The organism is Niastella vici (assembly GCF_002077945.1).
GTDB classification, from domain to species: domain Bacteria; phylum Bacteroidota; class Bacteroidia; order Chitinophagales; family Chitinophagaceae; genus Niastella; species Niastella vici.
Genome location: NZ_LVYD01000049.1, coordinates 146,085 through 158,818 on the forward strand (window position 1 = coordinate 146,085; position 12,734 = coordinate 158,818).

At 45.3% G+C, this 12,734-nt stretch carries 11 protein-coding genes; 2 read left to right on the plus strand and 9 right to left on the minus strand.

All coding sequences use genetic code 11. The features are described 5' to 3' along the window. Positions 1-231: 231 nt before the first annotated feature. Entirely contained in the window at positions 232-3,303 is a 3,072-nt protein-coding gene (locus tag A3860_RS19315; protein ID WP_081148650.1) for an AsmA family protein, read from the minus strand. A gap of 122 nt (positions 3,304-3,425) precedes the next feature. Between A3860_RS19315 and A3860_RS19320 the strand changes: the two genes are divergently transcribed. Continuing rightward, positions 3,426-4,022, plus strand: a complete 597-nt coding sequence (locus A3860_RS19320) for a TrmH family RNA methyltransferase (RefSeq protein WP_081148652.1) — start codon at positions 3,426-3,428, stop codon at positions 4,020-4,022. A gap of 109 nt (positions 4,023-4,131) precedes the next feature. After that, complete coding sequence (locus tag A3860_RS19325) at positions 4,132-4,620, plus strand: TlpA disulfide reductase family protein (RefSeq protein WP_081148655.1); 489 nt, start codon at positions 4,132-4,134, stop codon at positions 4,618-4,620. Positions 4,621-4,685: 65 nt separating this feature from the next. Here the strand turns inward: A3860_RS19325 and A3860_RS19330 are convergent, their stop codons facing one another. The 8 genes from A3860_RS19330 to A3860_RS19365 form a co-directional block, all read right to left on the minus strand. Further along, the gene (locus A3860_RS19330; protein WP_081148657.1) at positions 4,686-5,297 is read right to left on the minus strand and encodes a DUF4142 domain-containing protein; all 612 of its coding nucleotides are present in this window, start codon (positions 5,295-5,297) and stop codon (positions 4,686-4,688) included. Between the two features lie 347 nt (positions 5,298-5,644). After that, positions 5,645-6,250 carry a thioredoxin family protein gene (locus A3860_RS19335; protein ID WP_081148660.1) on the minus strand — a complete coding sequence of 202 codons (606 nt, stop codon included), beginning with the start codon at positions 6,248-6,250 and terminating at the stop codon, positions 5,645-5,647. A 247-nt stretch (positions 6,251-6,497) separates the two neighbouring features. Then, the gene (locus A3860_RS19340; RefSeq protein ID WP_081148662.1) at positions 6,498-7,478 is read right to left on the minus strand and encodes a YihY/virulence factor BrkB family protein; all 981 of its coding nucleotides are present in this window, start codon (positions 7,476-7,478) and stop codon (positions 6,498-6,500) included. Next, positions 7,475-8,521 (minus strand): endolytic transglycosylase MltG, encoded by a 1,047-nt coding sequence (gene mltG / locus A3860_RS19345; RefSeq protein ID WP_081148665.1) that lies wholly within the window; start codon positions 8,519-8,521, stop codon positions 7,475-7,477. The genes A3860_RS19340 and mltG overlap by 4 nt, the downstream gene beginning before the upstream one ends. A gap of 230 nt (positions 8,522-8,751) precedes the next feature. Further along, positions 8,752-9,081, minus strand: coding sequence for a preprotein translocase subunit SecG (gene secG, locus A3860_RS19350; RefSeq protein WP_081148667.1), 330 nt, complete (start codon positions 9,079-9,081; stop codon positions 8,752-8,754). 1 nt (position 9,082) lies between these two features. Then, a complete protein-coding gene (locus A3860_RS19355; protein ID WP_081148670.1) occupies positions 9,083-10,600 on the minus strand; it encodes a hypothetical protein in 1,518 nt (505 codons plus the stop codon). 9 nt (positions 10,601-10,609) lie between these two features. Then, positions 10,610-11,209, minus strand: coding sequence for an LPS assembly lipoprotein LptE (gene lptE, locus A3860_RS19360; protein ID WP_081148673.1), 600 nt, complete (start codon positions 11,207-11,209; stop codon positions 10,610-10,612). After that, positions 11,193-12,437, minus strand: a complete 1,245-nt coding sequence (locus A3860_RS19365) for a sigma-54 interaction domain-containing protein (RefSeq protein ID WP_081148676.1) — start codon at positions 12,435-12,437, stop codon at positions 11,193-11,195. Before A3860_RS19365 ends, lptE begins: the two co-directional genes overlap by 17 nt. Positions 12,438-12,734 lie beyond the last annotated feature (297 nt).

A 12,734-nucleotide genomic window follows, 5' to 3' on the forward strand; every position in this document is an offset into this window, starting at 1 on the left:
AAAATAGGGGAAAACGGCTTAAAATTAAAACAGTTCTGGGTTTCAGCGGATTCTGTGGTCGCGGTTTTGGGGGTGTTTTGCAGGGGTGGGGAAAAGCTGTTACAAAAAAGGTCCGATGCAATAAATTTATTGCTTATGACCCGGGGCGCAAGGCCGGGGTTAAAGGTACAATGTACAATAAAAAGGCTGCCCCGGCAAATACCGGAGCAGCCTCAATTATGGTGAAAGTTGTTAATTCTTTTTGAACAATCCTTTCAAGATGTTTTTGCCTTTATCTACAGCCTCCTGTTTAATATCCCTTTTCGAACTGTCTTTGGTATTCGTACTATCCTTTTGTCCTAACAACTGTTTTGCGATCTGATTCTTTACTTCCTGCTTCACTTCGTCCTTCACCTGGTTCTTTACCGCTTGCAGGGAATCCCTTGCGGCGGCTTTTTTAGCTTCTACCAGCTCTTTGGCCTGGTCTTTCATCTCATCGGCCAGGCTGCTTCCTGAACCCGAAAGGTCGGTCTTTACAGTGGGGTTGGTGATTGAACCGCCCATGTTCACCTTGAAGCTGATGACATCGCTCACTTTTACGGGAATGCCTTTGCTGTTGGCCTGGGCGGCAAGGTTGTTCACCAGGGCATTGGCTTTGTTCCCCAGTTTTTCGCGCGGCACTTTCATGTTGATCACATAATCGATCGACTGATCGAGCCCATGTTTGCCGCCAATTTCCATATCCATGTCCTGCACTTTTACGTGGAAAGGTTTTACAAACACTTTTCCATCGGCCACATCAAAATAACTTTTCACATCTTTCAGCGTGATCTGTTTCAGGCTCGAAACATCCAGCGCAGATGCCAGTTTTTCCAACGGTGCAAATTTGTTCAGCACGCCTTCCAGCAATAACAGCGAGCCGTTGCCGGTAATGCTGCTGAGGTCGGGCATCATGGTTTCACCCAGCTTGCCGGTCATGGTGAGCTTTGAGGTTAATTTACCTGCAATGAACTGACCAATAGGCATCAGCTTCTGAAAGGTATTATAGGCAAAGAAAGATTTTTGAATGTCGAGGTTCTGTACGTCATAGGTAAGCGAAATATCGGGTTTCTTTTTGCTTACTTTGGTAGAGTAGGAGCCACCGAGTGCAATGGTTCCGTCCAGGGCCTGCATTTTTATATCTTTCATGGTAACGGTCTCGTCCTTTATGCCGAGCGTACCGCTGATGTTATTGTAATCGACCTTGTCGTAATGCACACTGCCTGCTTTGGCATTAAGTGTGAGGTTCAGGTTTTTGGGAACGGCGAAAGGCGCGCTGGCTGCGGGGGTAGAACCGGCGGCGGCCGTGTCTTTGGCGGCGGGTGCAGGGGTAGCAGTAGCCGTAGAAGTTCCCATTAATTTATTCAGGTCTACTTTATCGGCCGATACGTTCAGTACTCCTGAAAGGGTTTCATCTTTCAATGCATACCCTATTAAGTTATCGAAGCTGCCGTTGGCGTTAAAATTGGTGCCCTGGAAATTACCGGTAACATCGTTCACCGTAACATTTTTGGGGTTAAAGGTGAGCTGGGTATTTTTCAGGTTAACACCATCGGGATAATCTTTCGATTTATAGCTCACATTGGAAACCTGTACGGTGCCGGCAGTTTGAATGGCATCGTACTGGCTTTTATCGATTGATGATTTTTTACCCTTTACCGATACATTGGCATTCAGGTTGCCTGCCAGTGATGTGCCGGGCTCGAATTTATAGAACTGCGCTATATTGGCCAGGTTGAATGTGCCTTTGGCGGTTCCGTCAAAATACGGATCAGAAGCCAGTGTTTTGAGCAGCAGGGTAAGGTCAACCACATCTTTGCCGATCTCGGCATGGGCGGCAGGTATTGTGATCACTGCATGATCGGCCATTGCATCGGGCGCTTCAAAATTTATTCGTGCGCTGGTGTTCTGTATGGGCGCCGGGAAATCTTTCGATGCATAATACAGGTTTTTGATGTCGATATATCCTTTGGCTGTAAATTCTCCGGGTTGTTGTTTTTGTACTACGGCCAAACTGCCTTTTGCCTGTACATCGGCATCAACGGTGCCGCTGATTTTGGTACCGGGCAACTTTACAAACTGGGTAATGCCGGCCAGGTCGAGCTTGCCCTTGGCAGCCGCATCGATGTACCGGGCGGTCATGGGTTTTTGGAACAGTACATGGAAATCGAAAGGATCGTTGCCAAATTCAATATGACCTTTGAGAAGATTTATAACTGTATTATCGGTTGCCCCATCATGATTAAAGGCATTTAACTGTATGTTGATGTTTTTAACAGGTTTCGGCAGATCGGGATACTGGAAGAAACCATCCTGTATATCCAGTGTAACATTGTAGGCCGGCATTTGGGTGCTGCTGTAGGTGCCTTTTACAGAACCATTGAAGGAGGCTTTACCGCTTGTTTTAATTTTTTCAAAGTCTGTCTGGTATACAGCGGGTATCAATGACAGAATGCTTTTAAAGTCGTTTGAAGGTGTTTTAAAGCTGATATCCATATTGTAGGTGCTGTCGTTCACCAGCTGAATAAAACCTTCTGTTGCCAGTTTTAAATCGTTCAGGGCTATTTCGTCGGTCTTCCAGGTGTATTTGCTGTTTTTGGCATCCACTTCCACATCGAGGTCAATACCCGTTTTTGTTCTGTTGAGATAGGGAATGCCACCATAGATAAACGTTATGGCATCGGCCTTTGTATTGGTTTTGAGGGTGAACAGGTCGCTGGTAAAATCACCGCTGCCTTCGTGGGTGAAATTAACGAGCTCGGTGCTCATTCCGGTGCTGGCATCATCGTACAGAACATATGCATTGTTGATGGCATAGTGCTGCAGGTTCATTTGAAAAGGCGATGAGGCAGCTGTATCAGTGTTGGGTGTGGCGGCAGCGGTATCGGGTTTGGCGATGTCCCAGTTTGCTTTCCCTTCTTTGTTAACCAGGGCATGAATACGCGGTTCATCGATATTAACCGAATAAATTTTCATATTCTTGCCGCCGATTACGCTGAACAGGTTTACGGCCACATCGATCTCCTTCGCGCTGATGAGGGTATCTTTGGCGAATTGGTCGGTGCCTATTACCTGCAGGTTTTCGAGCGTTACAGAAACTCTGGGGAAATGACGGAAAAAGGAGAGGTTGAGGTCTTTAAAATCTACATGGGCATTTATGTTCTTGTTGATCTGTTCCTTGGCTATGGCTATTATCTTGCCTTTGAATATAAAAGGGGCCACAAACAGGATAACGATCAGCACGGCCAGGGAAATGCCAGTGATCTTTGCGATTTTCTTGAGCATAGGTAATTGGTTTACTTGCTTTTATCTGAAATGTGAAGATAGGTCAAGTAATTTAATTCTCTAAGTAGAGTTTTTATTAATAATTACAGGGTTCACCCTTAAATATATCAAATTATTGTAAAATGACTCCTGAAAGACGTGCCCGCCTGCTGGCAGTATTAAATAAGCGGCAATGTGATTTAACGGTGGTGCTGGAGAATGTTTTTGATCCGCATAATATTTCAGCGGTAATGCGTACCTGTGATGCGGTTGGCGTACAGGAAGTATATGTGTTGAACACAAAAATTCCGCGGCATAAGAAATGGGGCGCCAAAAGCAGCAGCAGCGCTGCCAAATGGCTGAGTGTATACCAGTTCACCGATGCGGAAGCCTGTTTTTCGGCCTTGCGGCAGAAATATGATAAGATCTTAACGACCCATTTAAGCAGTGACGCCGTTAATTTGTACGATATTGATTTCACCGGCCGTATTGCGCTGGTATTCGGCAATGAGCATTCGGGTGTGAGTGATGAAATAAGGGCGATGGCCGATGGTAATTTTATTATTCCACAGGTGGGCATTATTAAATCGCTGAACATTTCCGTTGCCTGTGCGGTTACTTTGTATGAGGCACAACGGCAAAAGAAATTGGCAGGGCATTATGATACCTGCCGTATACCGGAGCCACAATTGACCGGGTTATTGGAGAAATGGGGATTTGAGGAAGAAATAGAGAAATAGGATGTAGGAGGTAAGAAGTAGAAAATTGCCAATGCCGATTTCACAACTGGTTCATGCGAGCCAAAGTATTCACCATTGACCATTCACAATTTAAAACACAAAAGCATCCATGAAAGTCTTATATCTTACTTCATACTTCATTCTTCTTACTTCAATGGGCTTCTCCCAAACTATCAAAAAAGTGAAAGTGACCGAAGTGGAAGACTACATTAAGAACAGCGATCATCCTATTGTGCTGAATTGCTGGGCTACCTGGTGTGCGCCCTGTGTTGAGGAAATCCCTTATTTTATGGAAACGGTAAAAAAGTACAGCGATCAAAAAGTTGAATTGCTGCTGGTAAGCCTTGATCTGCCAAAATCATATCCCACCCAAATACAGGCGCTGATAAAGAAAAAGAATTTCGAAGCCACTTACTTCTGGCTGAACGAAACCAATGCCGATTATTTTTGTCCGAAGATAGATCCCAAATGGGATGGCACGCTGCCTTCTACCTTATTTGTAAATACAAAGACCGGTTACCGTAAATTTTTTGGCCGTCCCATGACCGATAGACAAATTGAATTGGAAGTGGGCAGGTTAACCGGATTGAAACAATAATATAAAAAAATGCACATTGAGCACGTTTTGCGCAATGTGCATGAATATATCAAAAACCAACGCTGTTACTTCAGACTTTTGTTTATTGCTTTTGCTGAATCAAGATGCCGCCTGAGTGTAGGTAATTTTTGCGATGCAAATGTTTTTACATCAGGATCGGTGCCATTCTCTGCAACTTTTTCAAATGCTTTAATATCATCCTGGTGGTCATCGACCATCATTTTAATATAAGCTTTGTCGAACTCGGCGCCATTCTTCTTGCTAAGGTCATCGTAATGATCTTTGTGTTTTCCCATGTCGGCGGGGGGCGTTACATTTTTCTGACGGCAAATGGCTTTCAGATCATCGTTGACAGCTGAATGATCACGAACCATCATTTCGCCAAAATTCTTCACACGCTGGCTCATGGCTTTTTCCTGTGCCAGTTTTCCCAATTCAACCTCCATCATACCACCCATGGCGGCTTCATCAATAAAATTATGTGTTTTGTCATCAACGGTACTTTGTGCAGCCCGGGACTCTTCGGTGGTCTTGTTACGATCCGTGGCCGTTTTGTCTGGCGCCTGGTTTATTGATCCTACTGAATCGTTGTTTATAGTCTTATTCGACGACGGGCTTTGACAGGCAAACAGGGCCATAGCACAAACTGTAATAGAAGAGAAAATTGTTTTTTTCATCTGAATATTATTTTTGGTGTTTTATAAGTAGCCGGTGGGGTTCATTAGCGGGTCGATCCTATAGCAGCATTTATTGTGCCCTGCCCGGCTTTGTCGTTATAATGATAATAATCATGGAGGGTATAGATAACACATTGCCGGTTGTGGGGAGTAATTTCAACAGGGGAGAGAAGGGTGGTTTAAATGCGGCAACATTAAAGTTAAACGCAGAAGGTATATACAACTTTAGATTTCCGGCCTTTCGCCTTCAGCCCTCCCCATGCTGCCTTTCGCGTTCCGCAAAAAATAAAACCACCTGCCTTGCGACAGATGGTTTGTACAGATTTTAAAAACGGGACTTATTGGTGTTATGAAATTCTCTTAATTGAACAACCAACCGATCTGGATTGCTTCACTGATACTTCTTTGCCGGCCAGCTCTTCATTGATCGCTTCTTTTAAATGGTTCCGCTTTACACTGGCTGCATCGGAAGGACTGTCATCAATTGCTCCATGATAGATCAGTTTTCCTTCTTTATTGAACAGATAACATTCCGGTGTACGATTGGCGCCAAACGCATCGGCCAACTCATTGTTCTTATCTGCTGCATAGTACCAGCTGTATCCCTGCGCCTTCGCATATTCCTGCATGGCACTCAATGACTCTGAACCCGAACGGTTGGCTTCATTAGAATTTAATAAAACCACACCAATACTTTTTTTTGTGGCAAACTGGCAGATTTCTTTAGTACGGGCCTGATTGTTGATCACCACAGGGCAGGTATTACAACTAAACATTACCAGCAAGCCGTTTTCTTTTATCGCATCCTTAAGCGTTATCTCTTTGCCGGAAATATCTTTTAACTTATTGTCTGCTTTTGGAACATTGGCCCCCAATGGTAATGGGTCTTTCATAGTAAACGATAAAAACACCATTGCGGGCAACAGCAATAAGCTGATGAATGTTTTTTTCATCTGACATTTTTATTTTATTGTTATAAACAGGGCCGGAGGGAAATTCACCTGTATAAAACTTTCACCGTACTGTATCATTTCATGAAAGCTTTACGTGCAGCACTTTCATCGCAGCAGGTCGATATGGTAAACAGCTATGCAAAGTTTACTAAAAAATGATGGTTTTACCTAGTTATTTCTTGGCTATCGGGTTTAAAATTTTATTAAAAAATGGGGAATAATTTTAATGTGAAGGAAGCGGACTGCATTACACGCGGTCATGAAAAATGAGGTCGTCGCTGGTATTGCTATGCAGTTGTTTCTGCCTTTCGAGACTCATGGCCTTTATGGAGTGGATGCTTACATTGAGCTCATACCCAATAAGCAGCACCAGTGAGTTGATGTAAATGATGATCATTAATACAATGACGGTACCAATGGAGCCATACAGGGCATTGTATTTTCCAAAGTTGTTTACAAATATGGAAAAGCCCAGGGTGGTGAGAATGCTTAAAAAGGTGGCCAGTATAGAGCCGGGTGATATCAGCTTCCAGCGTTTTTGAATGGCCGGCGCATATTTGTAAATAAATGCGATGGCATAAAAGATGAGGCTTACGAGGAACAACCACCTGAAGATACCGATAACGGTCAATACAAATTCACTTCTGATACCCAGCATTTTTAACACGGCGCCCTGCAGTATCAACAATAACACGCAGGCCAGTATAAGGCCCATGATGATCACTGTGAGCTTGATGGCCACCAGGCGGGTATTCAACCCCGTTCTTTTTTCAAAGCCTATATAATTCTTGTTAAAGGAACGCATGAGGCCCATCATACCGTTTGAGGCAAAAAATATCAACAACAAAAAGCCGAACGACAACAGGGCAATATGATCTTCTTTAAAGAAGCTGTCGACAAAACTGATGATGCCTTTGTTATAATTATCGGCCGGTATAATATCGCGGATGATGGAGTGCAGCTGGCGCTTTACCTGTCCTTTTCGGATAAACGGCAAATTGGGTATCAATGTGAACAGGAACAAACAGGAGGGGGGTATCGACATAATAAAGTTATACGATACGGCCGAAGCTCTTTCGGTTAACCCAACGCGGCGCACCTGTTCTTTAAAGAATATAATAACGTCGTAGAGCGGTACCCCATCAAAGCCGGGTAAAACGATCTTCTTGCTTTTTTCTGATAAAAAGCGGAAAGGGGGTGAGTTTGATATAATGCGTTCTACGTTCATTTATGCTTTGCTGCACTGTCTTTTGCTGCTCTTATCGCTTGTTGTACATTCTGGGCATTGCGGAAATCATTAGCCACTTTCACATGCTGGTCAAACGTTTCGCTGAACACATGGTGACCCGAAAAATCACTTTTTGCCACAAAATAGAAATAATTTGTTTGTGCCGGTTGTAAAACTGCGTCGAGGGTTTGCAAAGATGGTGTGCAAATAGGTCCAGGGGGCAAGCCGGTATTTCTGTATGTATTATAGGGTGATTCTACCTCGGTGTGTTTCTCGTAAATACGTTTTAAGGTAAAGTCCTTCAGGGCAAATTTTACGGTAGGGTCAGCCTGCAGCCGCATGCCTTTGTGTAGCCGGTTCAGGTATACACTGGCTATAGTATCTTTTTCAGAGAGCGCCTGGGTTTCTTCCTCTACAATGGACGCCAGCGTATAGGCCTGTAGGGGTGTAAGACCCAGTTTACGCGCCTCATCGCGCCGGGCATCTGTCCATACCTTTTTGTATTCGCCATAAAATTTATCGAATATGGTGCCTAAAGAGGCATTCCAGAAAAAAGTATAGGTGTTGGGATAGATCATAGCTATCACCGTATTGCTATCGAACCCGAATGGTTGCAGTGAATCGGCAAAATAGGCAACCACATCCATTGAATCTATTTCCATTTTACGGCCCAGAAAACCGGCCAGGTTTTCTTTGGTGCGCAGCTTGGTGATAATCAACTTTACCGGCGCCTGGGTGCCGTTACGCAACAACCGCGTAATATCCATCAGGCTCATCCCGTTTTTAAGCTCATACCGGCCGGCTTTTATTTTTTCCGGAACATCGAGCCGGGTAGCTAACAGATCGAGCATGGCCGTATTATTTACCAGGTTGCTGTCGCGGAATGTTTGTAAAACTTCGGGCCAGGTGGCATGGCCGGTGCGTATATAGAGGTATTTCGATTTTTCGGAGAATGCAGTGTTGGCTGTAAAAAATAACCAGCCAGCCAGGGTGGCTGCCAGCACGGCTATAATCAGAACGCTTATGACCAGTTTTCGGAACATGGGATATAGATTAATTTTTTTTCATCTATTGCTTCTTTTCCAATCTGTAGTGTGCAAGAATTGTGCTAATCGTGAATGGTGAATGGTCGATGGTCAATGGGCCTCCGAATTTTGAGTTTCGCTATTATTTTCGGCTGCACAGTCGTGAACTATTCACCTTCACCAAAATACAATAAAAAACCCTGCCCATAAAATGACAGGGTTCAGCTATTTTTTTATAATATATTATATTATTTGCCTGCGGGCGGTGTATTCTGTAAAGGTGAACCGCTGTTAGGAGCGGGGGCTGTAGCGCCAGGTTTGGCATTGATAACCTCATGGCTGCTGCTTTTGCCTTCGGGAATGAAAACGGCTGAGCACAAACACAGCAGGGCAATAGCGATGGCCATAACCCAGGTACCTTTTTCCAGCACATCGGTGGTTTGCTTTACGCCCATGAACTGGCTGTTGAATCCGGCGATGCTACCAGATAATCCGCCGCCTTTGGGGTTTTGGATCAGGATAAACAAACCGATTGCGATACTTGCTACTATTATGAGTGCCAGAAACAAAATGATCATGTCACAGTGCTTTTAATTGTTCAATTCTGCCCGCAAAATAAGGGCTTTTGGCGGGATTAAGCAAACTTAATTTCTCGTATACCCGTATTGCTTTGTCGGCATGTCCCTGTTTGGCCCAAACTTCGGCCATGGCCTCGGTAAGCACCTCTTTTTCCTCTACCGAATGTTCGGCTATACGTTGTATACTTTGGTTGGTAACCTCGTCTAATGAAGTGTTCGATTCAATTGGTCCAATGCGTTTCATGCTGCGCAACCAGTCGGTAAAGCTTTTAAGCTGTTTGCCGAGCTTGTCCCTGTTGTAATCTTCCTGCATCAGCTTTATGCCCTGAGAGGCAAAATAGTCGATGGTGTGGTACGATTCAAAGATCGGTTCGCCCAGGTCAATGGTAACTTTTTCGGGCTGCATAACGGGTGGGGGCGTTGATTGCAGCGGCTGGGTTTGAACCGTTTGCGGTTCAGCCGGCATTGCCGGCCGTTCGGCGGTATTGTCAACCACTTCTTCAGCCGTAGCGGGTTGTTCGGTTTCGGCGGTAATGGCCGGTCCTGTTGCAGCAACAGGTTCAATGGCTTGCTCAACCTGTTGATTGTCAGTAGTTGGCGCCGTAGGGGCTGTTTCTGCCGTTACTTCAACCGCGGGAACAATATCGTCTATATCTTCAATATTGGTATCCGCCGAATCCACCGCGGGTACTATATCGTCTACTTCTTCTTTAACTGTATTTATATCAACCATTTCAGCCGGCACTTCCACGGCTGCAACAATTTCGTCCCGCTCTTCATTGACTACTGCTGCGGGTGCGGCGGGTGTCAATACTTCTTCCGTAATGCTTACCGCATTTACCGCAGCTTCCGCAGGTTTACTTTCTTCTGCCAGCTGGCTTAACTCTGCAATGGCTACGGTGGAAGCTGTTTCTGTGGCTATGGGTGTTTCGGTAACTGCAGGCGTTTCTGCTGCCTGTTCGGCCGCAGCGGCTGTTTTTTCAACCAGCGAACCGTCCTCATTTACCTGCAGGCTGTCGCTATGTTCTTCGGTAACTGGTTCCTCAGGAACGGCAGAGGGGGGTTCGGCGGCCAGGGGTTGAACTGGTTGTTCGGCTGGTTCCTCATGGCTGGCAGCCGGCGTTTGTATGGCTGGTTCTTCTTCTTTCTTTTCTTCGGGTTGGGGGGTGGCTGGTAATGAAGTAATGATAGTGGGCGCCGTTTTGGGCATTTGTACCACTATCCTGAAACCTGGTTGTTGCGCCGGCTCTTCTGCTTTCGCCGCCAGGGCAGGGGCTTCCTCTTTCTGATCTAATTGCCAGCGCAGCCATAATGCATTATGAAAGTACAGCGAAGCCTGCTCGCCCTGTTCATAATGATTATACGAACCGGTGTCCTTCAGCTTTTTGGCATAAAGGAACTGGCCTACGGCGGCATAGGGATACTCGTCAGTGAACTGTTTCAGCTCCTGTACAGTTACCTGCTCAAAAGAGTCTTTATCAAAAAGATGTTTTACCAGTGTTTGAATGTGATATTGCATGTAACCAGCTTACCAGTTTGAAAAAATACGATTGAAAATTTCATCCACCACCTGTTTAACGATGGTTTCAGTTAGCTGCGCCTCAGCCTGCGTAAGGGTGAGGCTTGCCGAATAATCGAAGTTACGGGAAACATCGGCTTCAAAGTTCTTTGACTGGTCAAGGTTGTTCCTAAAATTTATATGCACAGTTACGGTAAGGCGCTGGGTGGCGGCAGTTTGGTTCGAAATACCCGATGTTGTTACATTGTATCCGGTGATCTGGCCACTGATATCGTAATGGGCATCGTCGGATTGCACACCGGTAAGCCGGGTTTGGCCGGTGATCTTCTGCCTTAATTTATCGGTTAACTGCGGGCTTAGCTGAGGATTGATGTAGCGGGCCCGGTTCTCGATATAATTTACTCTAAAGGTCTTTACTTCTTTAGGAATGGAACCAATGTCTTTAAACGTATAGCATCCTGCAAACAGGAGCGCTACAGGCAACAGACAACAGGCAATAAGAATTGCAGGTTTCAGGTTCCAGGTTCCAGGGTTTTGGCCCCTGTAACTTGTAACTTGTAACCTGTAACCTGTAACTTCTACTTTCAATATCTTACTCTTTAATATCATATTCCTTTAATTTTCTGTAGAGCGTCCTTTCACTGATACCCAGGTCCAGCGCAGCGTCCTTACGTTTGCCTTTATGTTTTTTAAGCGCTTTTTCAATCAGTTCTTTTTCTTTATCCATTATGTTGAGCGATTCATCCACCTCTTCATGGTGATGAATGTCGTCATTGTCGTGGTGGATCATCACCTGTTGTGTGGGGCCGGGCCCAACGGGTTGCACATAGGCGGCCGGTAACAGGTCCTTTGTTTTCAGTTCGTTGATCAGCGATTGGTTCTGTACCGTGGCGCCCGGGTTCTGCAAAATGTCGACAAACATTTTTTTGAGCTCGGTCACGTCTTTCTTCATATCGAAAAAGAGCTTGTACAATATTTCCCGTTCGTTGGCAAACTCGTGGCCGTTGGCTACGGGGTTACCGCTTGAATGGGCCAGCACTGGCAGGCGGTTTACATCGCGATTAGGTAAAAAGCGTCTCAGCTCATTGGCCGAAACCAGTTTATCAGATGCCAGTACAGAGATCTGTTCTGCAATATTCTTTAATTCACGCACATTACCGGGCCAGGGATAATTAATTAACACATCTTTTGCCTCCTCATCGAGCTGTACCGGGGTGGTCTTATAGCGTTCTGCAAAATCAACACAAAACCTTCTGAACAGGAGGGGAATGTCTTCGGTACGGTCGCGCAGGGCGGGCACCCTGATGGGCACCGTGCTTAACCGGTAATAAAGATCTTCCCTGAACTTGCCATTTTGCGTGAAGGTGAGCAGGTCTTTATTGGTGGCGGCAATTACCCGAACGTCGGTCTTTTGAACTTTGGAAGAACCCACGCGAATGAACTCCCCGGTTTCCAGCACCCGCAGCAGGCGGGCTTGTGTGCCAAGGGGCATTTCGCCAATTTCATCAAGGAAAATGGTACCGCCGTTCACCGTTTCAAAATAACCTTTGCGGGCATCTACCGCGCCGGTAAAAGAACCTTTTTCATGACCAAACAGCTCCGAGTCAATGGTGCCTTCGGGAATGGCGCCGCAGTTCACCGCAATAAAAGGATTGTGTTTGCGTGCCGATAGTGCATGAATGATCATTGAAAATGCTTCCTTACCTACGCCGCTTTCTCCGGCAATTAACACGGTAAGGTCGGTATTGCTCACCTGTGCAGCTACCTGCAGGGCAAAGTTCAATGCCGGCGAGTTACCGATAATTGCGAACCTGTTTTTGATACTTTGAATATCCACGTTTCTACTAATTTTTTTCAGATACCCCCTGCGGTTATCAGCGATAATTTTGCATGAAGGTGATCCGGATTATTTTTAATCGGGGCAATGCCCCGGCTGTAATGTTTTAACAAATGCCCTTTTGTAGTTAAGGGTTGGTTCAACTTATTGTTGAACGCCGGCAGTTTCAGTCGCTGCAACCTGGCGAATGGTTGAAACTATGGCTCTTTCAACTGGTTTGAAAGAGGACGCTGATTGTAATTAGCGGGTTGCTTATGTATTATTATTTATACTGGTCTGTTTCTTTATGGGTCTCCT

What these genes read in the sequence shown, in the direction of transcription:
- mltG (WP_081148665.1), bottom strand. Translation starts at nt 8,521, where the DNA reads ATGTTCCGAAAACTGGTCATAAGCGTTCTGATTATAGCCGTGCTGGCA.
- A3860_RS19325 (WP_081148655.1), top strand. Translation starts at nt 4,132, where the DNA reads ATGAAAGTCTTATATCTTACTTCATACTTCATTCTTCTTACTTCAATG.
- A3860_RS19330 (WP_081148657.1), bottom strand. Translation starts at nt 5,297, where the DNA reads ATGAAAAAAACAATTTTCTCTTCTATTACAGTTTGTGCTATGGCCCTG.
- A3860_RS19355 (WP_081148670.1), bottom strand. Translation starts at nt 10,600, where the DNA reads ATGCAATATCACATTCAAACACTGGTAAAACATCTTTTTGATAAAGAC.
- A3860_RS19320 (WP_081148652.1), top strand. Translation starts at nt 3,426, where the DNA reads ATGACTCCTGAAAGACGTGCCCGCCTGCTGGCAGTATTAAATAAGCGG.
- lptE (WP_081148673.1), bottom strand. Translation starts at nt 11,209, where the DNA reads ATGATATTAAAGAGTAAGATATTGAAAGTAGAAGTTACAGGTTACAGG.
- secG (WP_081148667.1), bottom strand. Translation starts at nt 9,081, where the DNA reads ATGATCATTTTGTTTCTGGCACTCATAATAGTAGCAAGTATCGCAATC.
- A3860_RS19340 (WP_081148662.1), bottom strand. Translation starts at nt 7,478, where the DNA reads ATGAACGTAGAACGCATTATATCAAACTCACCCCCTTTCCGCTTTTTA.
- A3860_RS19315 (WP_081148650.1), bottom strand. Translation starts at nt 3,303, where the DNA reads ATGCTCAAGAAAATCGCAAAGATCACTGGCATTTCCCTGGCCGTGCTG.
- A3860_RS19335 (WP_081148660.1), bottom strand. Translation starts at nt 6,250, where the DNA reads ATGAAAAAAACATTCATCAGCTTATTGCTGTTGCCCGCAATGGTGTTT.